The following is a 14357-nucleotide window of genomic DNA, read 5'->3' as shown; positions in this document are numbered from 1 at the left end:
GATTTTTATTTGGGTAGAACTAATTACTTGTAGTAGTAGCAAATAAATAGATTAAGATGAAGACAATATAAATTGCGATCACGATACCGATCCATAATAAGTACGCTTTTGCATAATTGGCTTTGCTCGGATTTGCAACCCTTCCAAAAGCCCAAACAAACAAAAGAATAATATTGACGATAGGTATCGCTAAAAGGAACATCGTAAGCATCCAACTTTTGACGCTTACAATGGGAGCCTCTGGCGGAGTATCTCTTTCAGGTGTAACGTATGGATCATTATTCAGCATTTTTTGATCTCCTGACTTATGTGATATGTATATTCGTTTATATAAAATAACATTAATTTGTAAAAAATGACAACCCGTTTATCTGATATTTTCATTTTAGCTTCAAGGTGTGTTCTCCTGATGCAGTATGAAATATAAGATGTTTTCTATCTCTCCACGTAGGATCGTTCATTCCTAGTACATCTTGAGCTGAGTCGTAAGTGCCATGATCCATATAATAATAGCTGCTCAGATCTTTTAGCAGTAGTCCCCCTAGTAATGATTGGTAGAAGCCATAAGAATAGATAGATTCTCCTAGAGTAGTTACGGAGTATTTAACCACTACAGCTTCGTTTCCGATCGGTGAGTGAATGGTTGTATAATGTTCATCATTGATTGCGTGGCTGAAGTACAGAATGAGAAATACAATAATAACTCCAGGCACAAATGCAGCAACAATGGTATAAATCTTTGCTATGATTCCCATAGACAACAGCACAATACTGTTAAAAATAAACATAGATAATACCAGACTGTCCGGTGGAAATAGTCGAAGATAGTAGCCCCCGCTGTGTAATATAATGAGCAGCACATCTATACCAATAAGTATTGAAATTATTCTCCAAGTCATCTTACGAGTCAAAGGAGAGGATGCGCCCTTCGTCTTATGATCTTGCTCTATATTAAATTTAATATTGCTGCGTAAAACAACGACAAAAAGACCACGCTAATCTGCGTGGTCTTTTTTATTAGAATGACTACTTATGAATTTAGATTAATCCTTTTTGTTCGGATTAGGAAGGTCACGAGGGTTCCAGTTCTCCGCTTGAGGCTCAATATCCTCATGTTTTTTCACTTTCTCTTGCTGCTCAGGGGAATTGTTTTTGCTATCCTCTTGGTTACGTACTTTATCTCCCGTTTGTTGTTGCATCTGAATTACCTCCTTAAAATGGTTAACGTTGATTTCGATATAATAATAGATACCCGATCCGACAGCACTCAAACATAAACGGTAGATTATTCGTAGGGCATTATTTGTTATTTTCGCTAAGTTCCTTAAGGTGAAGGTCAAAGGCTTTCATAACCCACAGATGAAGTGTGGCCTGAGTGTATTTATAGATAAACCAAGGTAATGAAGGCAGATAATCGTGAATGGCTACAATACATTCTCTCGAATTGGGCAACTGTAAAAACTCAAGTCTCCCATTATGAATTTCTCTCCTATTAACCAAGATTCCGCCTGAAATTTGGTACAAAGCATGAGTTGGACTGCTTTTCGTTTTATCGTAGGTTAGTTCGAGAAGTGGAGTTTTTGTGGCTCTAAGTAAAATGCGGACAATCTGATCTTCCCTTCTTTTAATCTGAATGAACGGTTTCGTAATACGTGACAGCCACTCTATGTAATAGTGCAGAACCCACTGTGCATTTTTTCCTTCCGGTAAACAGATCCGCTGTATGGATCTCACATCTGATTTCATCGATTTTTTCGCTAAACCCTTAATGGGAAAAGGAGAACTAAACGGGCCAACAAATTGCCCAATCCGAAAGGTAGTCACAGGAACATCGTATGAGCCTAAGATTCGCTTTACTTCAAGTTTGCTTCGCAAATGTTGGGATACGTCTTTGTTTTCTACCTCCGGCGGAATCATTCTGCTTATATATACGATTTTTTTCACCCTGTTCCGCTGGGCTGCTCTGGCAAAATGTGCTGCCAAGATTGCATCCATATCTTCAAAGCTGCCCTGAGTCAGTTTGGCGGAAGGTAACAAGGAGTGAATGAGATAGATGGCATAGTCTGCTCCGCGCAGTGCTTTTTCTGCATCGTCATAGGAGAAGAAGTCACAAGCACGCCAAGTGACATGCTCCGAACTGATATGTTGATCTCTATTACGGGATATCGCGATGATATCATAATTGTTTTGTAGTTCAGTCATTAGGTATTGTCCGATCGATCCCGAAGCGCCGGTAAGGGCAATGACGGGACGACAATTCTCCTCTTTATCCATAGGATGGTTTCTCCTTTGTTAACCTTTGATTTACCGATACTTTTTTCTACATCTAACTTCCTATTCATAGTATAAAAAGCATGAGATTGCTCATTCTAAAGAGAATTCATCAACAGCAATTTAAGCTAATATTAAGATATTTGCGACCGTAATATTAAGGTTTCTGGTTTATAATGCTATTTGAATTACTTTCATCATGAAATTAAATCATTTTATTAAAGCATAGTCTTAGATTTTAGAATACTCAAAGAGGTGTGAATGCAGCATGTCCAGAGAAGCGATCTTACTTGTAGATGATGAAAAAGAAATTATTCAACTCATTGAAATTTATTTAAAGAATGAAGGCTACATAATATTCAAGGCATTCAATGGGGTGGAGGCCCTCGAAATACTGCGCAACAATCCGGTTGATTTAATTATACTCGATGTCATGATGCCACAGATGGACGGAATCCAAGCATGCATGAAAATACGAGAGAAAAACAATACTCCAATTATCATGTTGTCTGCAAAAAGTCAGGATATGGATAAAATTTCAGGTCTGAGCATCGGTGCGGATGATTATGTTACTAAGCCTTTTAACCCGCTTGAACTGGTGGCTAGGGTTAAATCACAGCTCCGTCGGTACAAGATGCTCAATAACCGGAGTGATATGGGCGAGGATGAGATCGTGATTGACGATCTTGTGATTAATACCGCTACTCATACCGTGACGGTGGGGGATCAGGAAGTAAAGCTGACGCCCCGCGAATTTGATATTTTAAAGCTTCTGGCCGTTAATCAGGGAATTGTTCTGAGCATGGACAAAATATACGAGGAAGTCTGGAACGAGCCATTCATGGATTCAAAAAATACGGTCATGGTACATATCCGCAAGCTCCGCGAAAAGATCGAGAAGGATACGCAGCATCCCGCTTACATTAAAACAGTTTGGGGCATCGGCTACAAAATGAGATCTGCAAAGGAGATGTAAGGGATATGAATACCAAAGTATACATCAGTATTCGTTGGAAATTCCTTGCCATTTTCCTTGGATGCATGGGGCTCACACTGCTGTTTGTTCTGCTTGGGGGACTTCTCGCCTCCTACGTTATCAATCTGAGTCCCTATAATGTGCCCCTTGCGTGGATCATCAACCATATTGGCTCTCAAAATACCATTCTTATTTTTGGAACAGCCTTTTTTATCACCTTATATATCTTTGCAACTCGTCCGCTTGTCTTACGTGCGAAGGAGCTTGCAAGCGTTCTTGAGGAGATGGCGGGTGGCCGGCTTCATACGACGGTAAAGGTGAAGGCTTCCGATGAACTCGGTACGATCGCAAGAAACATCAACAGTGTGTCTGAGCAAATCCATACGTACTTGGAGGAGATTAATCACGGGCTTGCGAAAATCGCTAAGGGGAATTTTGACCATGAAATTCCGGTTAGAGAAAACCATGAGCTTGGCCTGATTGCAGAGAGTATTAATGCGATGAGCGAACAGCTGAACCGTTCCATTCAAGAAGAGCGAAACGCGGAGAAAACGAAGAATGATTTAATTACGGGTGTTTCCCACGACCTTCGGACCCCGCTTACTTCTATACTCGGATTTTTAGAAATCATTGATAAAGACCGTTATACGAGCGAGGTGGAACTTCGCTATTACATGAATATTGCCTATGAAAAGTCACTTAGCCTCAAAAAACTCATCGACGATCTATTTGAATATACCCGTATTAACAATGGCATGCCTCTTCATTTACGTGAATTGGATGTAACGGGGCTCATTGAGCAGCTGGCTGAGGAATTCGTTCCCATTCTGGAGCAGGCGAATATGACCATTCGAACGCATGTACCGGATCATCCGATGATGATTAAGGCTGACGGCGACCAACTTGTGCGAGCATACGAAAACCTCATTTCTAACGCGATTAAGTACGCAAGCAGCGGTAAATATATAGACATTTACATTGAAAAAAAAGAGGGACAGGTTGTTGTACGCATCTGTAACTATGGGGAACCTATTCCCAAGCGGGACCTTCCTTATATCTTTGAACGTTTCTACCGCGTCGAACAGTCCCGTTCAAAAGAAACGGGCGGAACGGGTTTGGGACTTGCCATCACAAAGAGTATCTTCGATGTTCACGGGGGAGAAATTTCCGTAGAGAGCTCATCTAGACAGACGGTGTTCGAGACGCGACTGCCCACCTTGGAATAGCCTATGGACTGTTCAATGTAAGGGGTTCGTGGAGCGGAATGAGGGAATGTTAAATAAATCAATGAAAACTTAAGAGTTTGTTAAGCATTTAGATAAGAACCGTTAAGATCTGTCTTGTAGTCTTGACTTTAGCAAGAGGACATCAAGTACCTTCAATAAGCTGGTGCCTCTGACATATCACTTCAGGAAGGAGCAAGACTGAGGAATGGACACGATGGCGTCTAAGATGCTTACACATAAAAAAACACTGCTTATCACGATGATCGTATTGATCTTCGGACTGGCTACTTTTCTAAGACTCGACTTTCTAGTGTCGGTCAATCATAAAGTATCGCATGATACGGTGAATTACGACATTATGGTTCGGCAGCTGCTGGAAGAAGGAATTTATGCTTATAAGGATACGGAGCCAAACGCCCAGGTTACGCCGGGTTATCCGCTTTTTATGGCGGCAATCTATAAGATGGTTGATTATCAAAATAATGATCCCTTTCCATACATTCGATATATCCAGGTCGGTATTAGTCTCGTTACCTTGGGACTGATTTATTCAATTGCCCGAAAGCTTGCGGGCCAAACGGTTGCGATCATTGTGCTGCTCATAAGCGCTGTATATCCTCCATTTATTTGGAGTAACGGCGCGGTGCTCACGGAGGTGCTGGCATGCTTTTTCCTCATGCTTTATATCCGCCTACAGCTTTCGACGTTTGAGAAGAAAACACGAACCCTCGCTCTGCTTAGCGGTGCTGCAATGGGACTGCTTGTGCTTACGCGTCCGGAATTCTTAATTCTGATCCCAGCGGTTTATGTGTTTTATTACTTCTGGAAAAAGAACTTCAAGTTCACGCTGAAATTACTGCTGTTCACCTGCATTGGTACGGGGATTGTTCTCTCGCCTTGGGTGATCCGCAACATCGTGACTCTGAACGAGGTCGTCATTGCTTCTACACAGGTCAATCCCTTTGCGGCAGGTACTTATCCAGATAAAAACTACAATGATGGACTGGTAGATCGTCATGGTAAAACCCAAATGGAGGTCGCAAAAGAGCGGCTGAAGGTCGGTTTTACGGAACACACATGGACGTTTGTAAAATGGTACACGGTTGGAAAATTGAAATACATCTACTCGAATATGTATTTTGGCAGCGGTCATACCCCGATATACAGTGTGTTGCCGAGTCCGCTCGGGAGTATGCTTCATTTAGCACTCGTATGGTTCTGTCCAGTCGCCTTAATTGCTGCTGTTCGGAAGTGGAGGAAGCCACTCACACTGCTTACGCTGATCCTCGTGGTTATGACGGTGACACGCTTAGCTTTTGTACCAGAATACCGATATAACTACACTTCAATGCCGCTTATCATTATGCTGGATACGGTGGTCGGGGTCGCTATCCTACGCTGGTTTTGGAATAAATACGTAAGACCCTCACATTCACAGAAAGGAGCTGTTATCTATGATGGATCGACCAACAACTCATAATTCTTCGCTCAAAGTGCTTGTCATTGTTCCTGCTTATAACGAGGCGGAAGGCATTGGGCAAGTGATTCACCAGATTCGTCAAGATATCCCCTATGTGGATGTGCTGGTCATCAATGACGGATCAAGTGACGATACTAGTCGGATCGCCAGAGCAGCAGGTGCGAGCGTTATTGATCTCACCTGCAATTTGGGCATCGGCGGAGCGGTGCAAACGGGTTACCGCTACGCGGCTGAACATCATTACGATTATGCTGTGCAGATTGATGGTGATGGACAACATAATCCGAGTGATCTAAATCGGCTCCTAGATGCCATACTGGAGACGGGAGCTGACATGGTTATTGGTTCTCGCTTTATTACAAAGGAAGGATTTCAGTCGACCTTTGCCCGCAAAATGGGCATCGGTCTGCTGTCCGCTCTTTTGACACGGCTTACCGGGCAGACCGTAACCGATCCAACTTCAGGCTATCGTTTCTGCGGAAAACGAGCTATTTCTCTGTTCGCTCGTGAGTATCCGACCGATTACCCAGAAGTAGAGGCACTGATGCTGCTGTATAACCGGGAACTCACCTTTACTGAGATTCCTGTCATCATGAAGGAACGTCAAGGCGGAGTATCCAGCATATCGGCAATGAAATCCGTATACTATATGTCCAAGGTGATCCTATCTGTCTTGCTCATGAAAACCATGAAAAAGAGAGCGTGGGAAAATAGCTATGAATCTTAACGTTTACTTCGTCAGCTTTTGTATCAGTTTAGCATTTGCCACTACGATTCTATATTTAATTCGCAAGCGAAAATTAAAGGAGCAGTACGCTCTGCTTTGGCTTTTGATGAGTGCGATTATGATGATCTTGTCCTTATTTCCGTCCATTTTGGACGAACTGGCGGTACGGATTCATATTTTCTATGCCCCGTCGCTGCTTTATCTGCTGAGTGTAGTTGCAATACTGTTCATACTGCTGCATTTGACGATCACCGTATCCTCACTTACGAACCGAGTCGTCGTGCTGACTCAGACGCTGGGGCTGCAGGAAGATCGTATTCAAAAACTTGAAAAGCAGATGGCGGAAAAAGCGAAGGAGAACTCGAGGTTAAGTAGGATTGAAGAAGAGGAGAGGGGGATAGCCATTCCGGACTTCTCGCAATCCTCTGGACTGTCTCTGAAACAATCTTATAACCAAGGCTTCACTAAGGCTTTAGATCTGGATGCTGTTCCCCCTCATGATCCAAACAGGGAGGAGATTCGATAATATGGCTTATGTCATGTTGTTTCTCAATATATTACTTCTCGTCTCTGGCCAGATCGTCTGGAAAATGGGTCTCGAACAGCAGGGTGGCATTCACCTCAGTAATTTCCTGTCTGTCCTGTTCTCGCCACTGATCCTGCTGGGTATCCTATTCTATGGCTTGGCTACGGGGCTATGGTTTATTGTGCTGTCCCGCTTACCGCTGAGTTTAGCCTATCCGCTGCAAAGCCTCGCTTATGCCATCGGAATCGTGGCGGCTTGGTATTTCTTTGGGGAAAGTGTCCCCCTGAACCGCTGGATCGGAGTGGTAGTGATTGTCATCGGTGCGGCTATTATTGCTGCAAAATGACCGAAAGAAGGATACTATACATTGTTTCTTTAGTGCTCACACAGACCATTGGTCCATATAGAGAGTCTGCATCTGTTTATTCCTTACGTTGATGAAAGGACATCAACATGATAGGATTGGCAGATGTTTTTTTGTGTTCAATTACGTTTTGTCATAAGAACCGACAGGCCGGGTATGGTATACTTTATTGCATGATTTATAAGTTAAATAACCATAGACTTCAGATATAGTAGGTGAACGGTTGTGAAGACGATAGCTGTAATTGGAGGCGGGATTACCGGATTATCCGCAGCATATACCTTGCAAAAAGAGATTCAAAAAGGAGAACTTGCTGCTCGTGTTATTTTACTCGAATCGAACCGTCAGCTGGGCGGGAAGATCTGTTCTGCTCATGAGGGCAACTTTACGATGGAGACAGGTGCAGATTCTATTGTCACGCGCAAAAAACATATTTTTGAAGTGATTGAAGAGTTGAAGTTGAAGGGGAAAGTTGTCTATAACGAGACAGGGACTTCTTTTATTCACACGGATGGAGAGCTTAAGCAGATACCGGAAGATGCGATGTTTGGGATCCCGATGAGCATAGAGTCACTTGCCGGCACCACGCTGGTATCACCAGAAGGAAAAGTAGCCGCCTTGAAAGACCTTTACACCCCTAACGAAACATTTACAAAACAGGACTCGCTAGGGGATTTTCTTGAGGAATTTCTTGGTGCGGAGTTTGTGGAGAAGCAGATTGCTCCGGTAATTTCCGGCGTGTATTCGGGAGATATTCATGAACTGACACTTGCATCCACGATGCCGTATTTATTGGATTACAAAAATGAGTATGGAAGTTTGATCCGTGGCCTGGATGCCCATCGAAGCGAGCTGAAAGGTCCTAAAGAAGGTAAGAAATTTTTATCCTTTGAAGGCGGGATGGTTGAACTTATTGATGCCTATGAGCGAGAACTGACGGATGTAACCATTTGTAAGAATACGGCCGTTACGAAAATAGTGCATGGACCTCAGGAAGGAACCTATACGGTTTCCCTTTCAGATGGAGAAGATATCATCGTAGACCAGATCATCCTCGCTGCGCCCCATAAGGCAGTACAAAAGATGCTTCAGCAGGAAGAACTGAATCAGGATTTTGAGCAACTGCGCAGTTCATCGATGATCAGCATCTATCTTGGATATGATGTGCCGGACGAACGGCTTCCTGCGAATGGGACCGGATTTATCACTTCCGGGAACAGTGATTTAGTATGCAATGCCTGCACTTGGACGAGCCGCAAATGGAAACATACTTCGAAGAAGAGTCAGCTGTTAGTCAGACTCTTTTACAAAAGCGTGAATCCTGCTTACGAACAGATGAAGGATATGACGGAGGAAGAACGGTTACAAGTGGCAGTAGAAGATGTACGAAAAAGTCTTGGTATGTCTGAAGCCCCGGTTACTCATCATGTGAGAGTATGGCATGAAGAAATGCCGAATTATCACCGTAAGCATCATGAGCTGGTTTCGTCACTTGAAGAGAAGATGTCTGCGTACTTCCCAGGTGTTATTCTGGCGGGTTGCTCTTATTATGGCGTTGGCATTCCAGACTGTATTGCGAATGGGGAGAAGACTGCCTCTAAGGTGATAGAACAGCTATAGCAGCATCTAGATTTCAACGAATGGCGTGAGAAGCAGGAGCTTTGCTTTTCACGTCTTTACTGTACTTATCGCCATTTTTCCTGTATAGTTCAGGCATAACATAGGAATAGAGCTGGAGTGATTGGATGAGTAAGGCAAAAGGTAAGGGCGGAACAGGAAGAGGTACGGGGAAAAAAGGATGGAACCGCTGGCAAGCAGGCGAACGGCGCGCTAGTAATTCTCCTAAACCTTACAAGAGTAAAGGTACAAAGAAAACAGAAAATAGTGAAGGCGGCTCAGCCGATACTCGCTAATTTTTATGACATATGAGATTGATAGCCATGTAGTAAAGAACTCGCCATTTCGGCGGGTTTTTTTTGTTTTAGCGGACGATGAATAGGACCTTGATTAATGAATGATGAAGATCGGGTGTAGAAGGAGAATTTTTGGTGAAGTTGGTCATTTGAGCGGTTTATATAAAGCGGAGCGTGTGTAATGAAATATTGGAGAAGTGAGAATGAAATTGGTCTCATTATTCTCATTATAATCCTTCAGCCTACAAGGCACGAGGGACTATTTTAATTAAGGAGGTTTACATTTTGACAGAAGACAATAATAAGAACACGACAACAGGACAAGATGTGAAACGAGAGACATTAACCACTCGTCAGGGACATCCGGTGACGGACAATCAAAACATTCGTACCATTGGAAACCGGGGCCCTGCAACGCTTGAAAACTATCACTTTATTGAAAAGATATCTCACTTTGATCGAGAAGAAGTGCCAGAGCGTGTGGTTCACGCACGTGGAACCGGAGCGTTTGGATATTTCGAGACCTACGGAAAAGTGGGAGACGAACCTGTAGAAAAATATACACGCGCTAAAGTATTTTCGGGTGCAGGTAAAAGAACACCGCTCATGGTTCGTTTCTCCACTGTGGCAGGATCGAAAGATTCACCGGAAACAGCACGAGATCCCCGTGGTTTTGCCGTGAAAATGTATACAGAGGATGGCAACTGGGATTTGGTAGGTAATAACCTAAAGATTTTCTTTATCCGAGATGCGATGAAGTTTCCAGATATGATTCATGCTTTCAAAGTAGATCCAGCTTCCAATGTAGCTCATCCTCAGCGGATGTTTGACTTCGTATCTCGTTCGCCTGAGGCAACCCATATGATTACATTCTTATTCTCTCCTTGGGGAATTCCAGCTACATACCGTCATATGCAGGGTTCCGGAGTAAACACTTATAAGTGGGTGAATGACCAGGGTGAGGCTGTTCTCGTGAAATATCATTGGGAACCCAAACAAGGTATTCGTAACCTAACTCAAGAAGAGGCAGACTTAATTCAAGGGAAAAATGTGAGTCATGCGACACAAGATTTGTATGAGGCTATCGAACGAGGGGATTATCCTGAATGGGAGCTGTATGTACAAATCATGGAGGATGATTACCATCCTGAACTTGATTTTGATCCCCTTGATGATACGAAACTTTGGCCAGAGGACAAGTTCCCGTGGCTGCCGGTAGGCCGTATGGTCCTGGATCGGAATCCAGTAGATTATCATTCCGAAATTGAACAAGCTGCTTTTGGTACTGGGGTTCTGGTTGACGGAATGGACTTCTCAGATGATAAAATGCTGCAAGGACGTACCTTCTCTTACTCAGATACGCAGCGCTATCGTATAGGTGCGAACTATCTTAAATTACCGGTAAATGCACCGAAAGTACCTGTTCGGACGAATCAGCATCGCGGACAAATGGATATTCGTGATCCAAAAGAGTCGGGAGACAATCCGCATGTGAATTATGAGCCATCCATGATTGGGGGCTATCAGGAGGCAACTAGTGAAGGTCGTCCTCAGCACCGTCCAACGTATAATGTGGAGGCGATGAGTGCTCCCATTGACCGGACGAATGATTACGGTCAAGCAGGTGAAACCTATCGTAATTTCGAGGACTGGGAACGTGATGAACTGATCAAGAACCTATCCGATGCTCTTGCGGTCTGTGACAAACGAATTCAAGATGCCATGATCGAACACTTTACAGAGGCGGATCAAGACTATGGCCGTCGTGTGAGGGAAGGGTTAGAGAAAAAACGAAAAGAACTTGAGGAAATGAAAAACGATAACAAGCTTCCAGGCCGTGAAGCGGGTCAGTCCAAATATCGCCAAGGTTCACTAGCCGAAAACGAAGCAACAACGGATGCGGTGAAAAACAGCCATGAAGCTGATCCATATTAATTAAAAGAGTGATTCGTAAATGGTTGCCATTATTATCAGTGAATCGATAATAATGGCAACCATTTTTGGTTTTTAAGTTTTTATATTCACGATAATCATGAACCTTTGGTTCTGATAACAACAGCACTTGATTTTTTATCTGTTTTAGGTTGTAAAATCGCCATTCTTATTTCCTTTCTTAATAAAGGAGGAATGAACAATGGAAAACCTGAACTTGGAAGAAATGGTCTATCTCATTACGAATATAGGTTTCCCAATGGCAGTGTGTGTTATTTTACTTCGCTATGTTCTACAAACCATCGGGGCACGTCTTGATAAACTAGATAGCTCCTTATTGAGATTAAACCGGAGTATCAGAGAGCTTGATGTCGAAGCTAAGGCAATTCATGCAGCGTCTGAGAGGAAGAAGGAAGAGTGATGAGACTAGTTTTTCTAAATAATCCCATATTACAACAAAAAGTAAGCATCTCTCTGCGTTTCGAATCCTGTAAGAAGGGTAATTTTCAAACAAGAAGGTAACCATACTACTTACAAAGGAGGAAATTGAAATGTTGAAAAAAAGAGGTTTGTTATTAACAGCTGTTGGTGCCGGGGTAACGTACTTGATGAGAAATAAAACGGCACGTGATAAAGTTTTCACTACGGTATCCGGTATGATGAGAAGTTCACGTTCTTCTCATGGTGGACAAAAGTCACCGCGTGTGGATGTGAACTAGGAAGATCTATAGAAGATAACTCGGCCACTCTCGTGGTACGGGTTATTTTTTTGTTTTCAACTCAGCAAAACTGGATAAGCTTCACGTCAAATGATAGACTGGTGCTAACTTACGCTGGGAAGAATGAAGGTAACAACAAGAAGGAAGTGACTTTATGAGCAAGATTCAGTCCCATGTATTTGAACAGGTGTACCGCATTATGGAGGAATCATTTCCTCTGATTGAATATCGTACTTTTGAAGGACAGCAAGCTTTGCTTTCCAATCCAAGCTATCGACTGCTCACCAAAGAGAATGACCTGGGTGAGATCATCGCTTTTCTGGGCGGTTGGGAATTTGATGAGTTCTGTTTTGTGGAGCACATTGCTGTGAAACCATCCATTCGCGGTGGCGGGCTGGGTAAGCAGCTGATGATGGACTTTATAGCGCAAACGAATAAGCCGGTCGTGCTTGAAGTGGAGCCGCCGGATGAAGAAATAAAACAAAGAAGAATTGGTTTTTATGAGCGGCTTGGTTTTCATGTGAATTCCTATCCTTATGTACAGCCGCCGCTTCGAGAGGGGCAACCCGATTTCCCTCTGCTGCTGATGAGTTATCCAAGTCTGCTTACAGAGGAACAGTTTCGTTCTTGCCGGGATACCTTGTATGCAGAGGTATATCAAGTAGCACTAAAGTAGAGAACAGCCAATCATTCAGACCATTTCCAGTGCATCTGCATAGGGAGTGGTTTTTTTGCTGTTTATATCTTTTTGTGGATTGGGAATTGTAATGTTTTCTTCCTTTTTTTAATCGCTCCGAAAAGAGATATTCTGTGATACAATATACTCTCTATGACGGTAATATCGGTTACGAACATAACAGGAGGATTCACATGACAAAAGGCATGTTTATTGCGGTTGAGGGTCCAATAGGAGCTGGAAAAACGACACTTTCGTCCATGCTTTCCAAGGAACTAGATATCCCTTTATTAAAAGAAATCGTAGAAGAGAATCCGTTTCTCGGAAAATTCTATGAAAATATAGATGAATGGAGCTTTCAGCTCGAAATGTTCTTTTTGTGTAATCGGTATAAGCAGTTGGAAGACACGACGACGAACTATATCCAACATCAAAAAAGAGTTATTTCCGATTATCATATCTATAAAAACTTGATTTTTGCACAGCGCACGCTGAAGGGTGTCAAAAGAGAAAAGTATCGCAAGATCTATCATATCCTTACCGATGATCTTCCAAAGCCGGATCTTATTATCTATATTAGAGCGGATCTGGATACGCTGCTTAAACGAATTGCTAAACGCGGACGCTCTTTTGAACAGAAGATGGACCCCGCTTATTTGGAACAGCTCATTATCGATTACGATGAAGCGATGAAGTCGCTTGCTGAGCGAGAGCCAGATACAAAAATTATTACAATTGACGGTAATCAGATCGATTTTGTAGCAAGTCCTGAGCAATTTGACCTGATTGTGTCTGAGATAAAGGAGTACATTCAATGAACGACTACAACATTCCGCAAAATGCTTTGATTACGGTGGCGGGTACCGTAGGTGTAGGAAAATCTACGTTAACCGCTGCGCTTGCGGATCGACTTCAATTCAAAACCTCTTTAGAGAAGGTGGATCATAACCCTTATTTGGAGAAGTTTTATCATGATTTTGAGAGATGGAGCTTCCATCTTCAAATTTATTTTTTAGCAGAACGTTTTAAAGAGCAAAAGAATATTTTTGAAGCAGGCGGAGGATATGTTCAAGATCGCTCGATCTATGAAGATACCGGAATTTTTGCTCAAATGCATGCCGACAAAGGCACGATGAGTGTAACGGATTTTGAGACTTACACAAGCTTATTTGAAGCAATGGTCATGACTCCTTATTTCCCACATCCAGATGTACTTATCTATCTCGAAGGAAGCCTTCCATCGATCTTGAACCGGATCAAAGAACGCGGCCGCGAGATGGAAATTCAGACAGATCCGGCCTATTGGGAAGAGATGCATGGACGTTATGCGAAATGGATCGGTGAATTCAACGCTTGCCCTGTGCTGAAATTGAACATTGATGAGTATGATGTGCATGATCCAGCATCTTTGGACAGCATACTCGCGGAAGTAGGAAAGACGATCACGAAGCATCGAAATCGTAAGTAAATAGGGAGAAAGGCTCCTCTCGCGCATGAGAGGGGTCTTTTTTTGTCCTAATGTAGTGATGTGCAGATATGAGCAAGAA

18 protein-coding genes are annotated in these 14357 nt (G+C 42.9%); 14 read left to right on the top strand and 4 right to left on the bottom strand.

Features of this window, described 5'->3' with window-relative positions:
* Positions 1-19: 19 nt before the first annotated feature.
* From ACWPWY_RS15345 to ACWPWY_RS15330, 4 genes are all read right to left on the bottom strand, one after another.
* Positions 20-289: a hypothetical protein gene (locus tag ACWPWY_RS15345; RefSeq protein ID WP_454192444.1), complete on the bottom strand. Its 270-nt coding sequence runs from the start codon at positions 287-289 to the stop codon at positions 20-22.
* 91 nt (positions 290-380) lie between these two features.
* Positions 381-911, bottom strand: a complete 531-nt coding sequence (locus tag ACWPWY_RS15340) for a hypothetical protein (RefSeq protein WP_454192443.1) — start codon at positions 909-911, stop codon at positions 381-383.
* A gap of 132 nt (positions 912-1043) precedes the next feature.
* Positions 1044-1199, bottom strand: a complete 156-nt coding sequence (locus ACWPWY_RS15335; protein WP_454192442.1) for a hypothetical protein — start codon at positions 1197-1199, stop codon at positions 1044-1046.
* A 100-nt stretch (positions 1200-1299) separates the two neighbouring features.
* Entirely contained in the window at positions 1300-2274 is a 975-nt protein-coding gene (locus ACWPWY_RS15330) for an NAD(P)H-binding protein (RefSeq protein ID WP_454192441.1), read from the bottom strand.
* Positions 2275-2539: 265 nt separating this feature from the next.
* Here ACWPWY_RS15330 and ACWPWY_RS15325 point away from each other — a divergent pair, with 265 nt between their 5' ends.
* The 14 genes from ACWPWY_RS15325 to ACWPWY_RS15260 all read left to right on the top strand — a co-directional run bounded on the left by ACWPWY_RS15325 (position 2540) and on the right by ACWPWY_RS15260 (position 14278).
* A complete protein-coding gene (locus ACWPWY_RS15325; protein WP_454192440.1) occupies positions 2540-3247 on the top strand; it encodes a response regulator transcription factor in 708 nt (235 codons plus the stop codon).
* Between the two features lie 5 nt (positions 3248-3252).
* Positions 3253-4473 (top strand): sensor histidine kinase, encoded by a 1221-nt coding sequence (locus ACWPWY_RS15320; protein WP_454192439.1) that lies wholly within the window; start codon positions 3253-3255, stop codon positions 4471-4473.
* Positions 4474-4678: 205 nt separating this feature from the next.
* Positions 4679-5953, top strand: coding sequence for an ArnT family glycosyltransferase (locus ACWPWY_RS15315; protein ID WP_454192438.1), 1275 nt, complete (start codon positions 4679-4681; stop codon positions 5951-5953).
* Entirely contained in the window at positions 5928-6680 is a 753-nt protein-coding gene (locus ACWPWY_RS15310; RefSeq protein WP_454192437.1) for a glycosyltransferase family 2 protein, read from the top strand. Before ACWPWY_RS15315 ends, ACWPWY_RS15310 begins: the two co-directional genes overlap by 26 nt.
* Positions 6670-7206 (top strand): DUF2304 domain-containing protein, encoded by a 537-nt coding sequence (locus tag ACWPWY_RS15305; protein ID WP_454192436.1) that lies wholly within the window; start codon positions 6670-6672, stop codon positions 7204-7206. The genes ACWPWY_RS15310 and ACWPWY_RS15305 overlap by 11 nt, the downstream gene beginning before the upstream one ends.
* Before the next feature lies 1 nt (position 7207).
* Positions 7208-7552 (top strand): EamA family transporter, encoded by a 345-nt coding sequence (locus ACWPWY_RS15300; RefSeq protein WP_454192435.1) that lies wholly within the window; start codon positions 7208-7210, stop codon positions 7550-7552.
* 243 nt (positions 7553-7795) lie between these two features.
* Entirely contained in the window at positions 7796-9190 is a 1395-nt protein-coding gene (gene hemG, locus ACWPWY_RS15295; protein ID WP_454192434.1) for a protoporphyrinogen oxidase, read from the top strand.
* A gap of 125 nt (positions 9191-9315) precedes the next feature.
* Entirely contained in the window at positions 9316-9483 is a 168-nt protein-coding gene (locus ACWPWY_RS15290; protein WP_454192433.1) for a DUF3934 family protein, read from the top strand.
* A gap of 285 nt (positions 9484-9768) precedes the next feature.
* Complete coding sequence (locus ACWPWY_RS15285) at positions 9769-11418, top strand: catalase (RefSeq protein WP_454192432.1); 1650 nt, start codon at positions 9769-9771, stop codon at positions 11416-11418.
* Positions 11419-11617: 199 nt separating this feature from the next.
* A complete protein-coding gene (locus tag ACWPWY_RS15280) occupies positions 11618-11836 on the top strand; it encodes a hypothetical protein (protein ID WP_454192431.1) in 219 nt (72 codons plus the stop codon).
* A 130-nt stretch (positions 11837-11966) separates the two neighbouring features.
* Entirely contained in the window at positions 11967-12134 is a 168-nt protein-coding gene (locus ACWPWY_RS15275; RefSeq protein WP_454192430.1) for a hypothetical protein, read from the top strand.
* 154 nt (positions 12135-12288) lie between these two features.
* A complete protein-coding gene (locus ACWPWY_RS15270) occupies positions 12289-12810 on the top strand; it encodes a GNAT family N-acetyltransferase (RefSeq protein ID WP_454192429.1) in 522 nt (173 codons plus the stop codon).
* 194 nt (positions 12811-13004) lie between these two features.
* On the top strand, positions 13005-13628 hold the full coding sequence (locus ACWPWY_RS15265) for a deoxynucleoside kinase (RefSeq protein WP_454192428.1): 624 nt from the start codon (positions 13005-13007) through the stop codon (positions 13626-13628).
* A complete protein-coding gene (locus ACWPWY_RS15260) occupies positions 13625-14278 on the top strand; it encodes a deoxynucleoside kinase (protein ID WP_454192427.1) in 654 nt (217 codons plus the stop codon). Before ACWPWY_RS15265 ends, ACWPWY_RS15260 begins: the two co-directional genes overlap by 4 nt.
* The last annotated feature ends 79 nt before the right edge of the window (positions 14279-14357 follow it).

It is taken from the genome of Paenibacillus sp. Marseille-Q7038, from assembly GCF_965111595.1.
This window is presented reverse-complemented; position numbering and strand designations above follow the sequence as displayed.

Excerpts from the sequence above, each read along its gene's own strand:
- ACWPWY_RS15345 (WP_454192444.1), bottom strand. The coding sequence starts at position 289 with ATGCTGAATAATGATCCATACGTTACACCTGAAAGAGATACTCCGCCA.
- ACWPWY_RS15335 (WP_454192442.1), bottom strand. The coding sequence starts at position 1,199 with ATGCAACAACAAACGGGAGATAAAGTACGTAACCAAGAGGATAGCAAA.
- ACWPWY_RS15330 (WP_454192441.1), bottom strand. The coding sequence starts at position 2,274 with ATGGATAAAGAGGAGAATTGTCGTCCCGTCATTGCCCTTACCGGCGCT.
- ACWPWY_RS15325 (WP_454192440.1), top strand. The coding sequence starts at position 2,540 with ATGTCCAGAGAAGCGATCTTACTTGTAGATGATGAAAAAGAAATTATT.
- ACWPWY_RS15320 (WP_454192439.1), top strand. The coding sequence starts at position 3,253 with ATGAATACCAAAGTATACATCAGTATTCGTTGGAAATTCCTTGCCATT.
- ACWPWY_RS15315 (WP_454192438.1), top strand. The coding sequence starts at position 4,679 with ATGGACACGATGGCGTCTAAGATGCTTACACATAAAAAAACACTGCTT.
- ACWPWY_RS15310 (WP_454192437.1), top strand. The coding sequence starts at position 5,928 with ATGATGGATCGACCAACAACTCATAATTCTTCGCTCAAAGTGCTTGTC.
- ACWPWY_RS15305 (WP_454192436.1), top strand. The coding sequence starts at position 6,670 with ATGAATCTTAACGTTTACTTCGTCAGCTTTTGTATCAGTTTAGCATTT.
- ACWPWY_RS15300 (WP_454192435.1), top strand. The coding sequence starts at position 7,208 with ATGGCTTATGTCATGTTGTTTCTCAATATATTACTTCTCGTCTCTGGC.
- ACWPWY_RS15290 (WP_454192433.1), top strand. The coding sequence starts at position 9,316 with ATGAGTAAGGCAAAAGGTAAGGGCGGAACAGGAAGAGGTACGGGGAAA.
- ACWPWY_RS15280 (WP_454192431.1), top strand. The coding sequence starts at position 11,618 with ATGGAAAACCTGAACTTGGAAGAAATGGTCTATCTCATTACGAATATA.
- ACWPWY_RS15275 (WP_454192430.1), top strand. The coding sequence starts at position 11,967 with ATGTTGAAAAAAAGAGGTTTGTTATTAACAGCTGTTGGTGCCGGGGTA.
- ACWPWY_RS15270 (WP_454192429.1), top strand. The coding sequence starts at position 12,289 with ATGAGCAAGATTCAGTCCCATGTATTTGAACAGGTGTACCGCATTATG.
- ACWPWY_RS15265 (WP_454192428.1), top strand. The coding sequence starts at position 13,005 with ATGACAAAAGGCATGTTTATTGCGGTTGAGGGTCCAATAGGAGCTGGA.
- ACWPWY_RS15260 (WP_454192427.1), top strand. The coding sequence starts at position 13,625 with ATGAACGACTACAACATTCCGCAAAATGCTTTGATTACGGTGGCGGGT.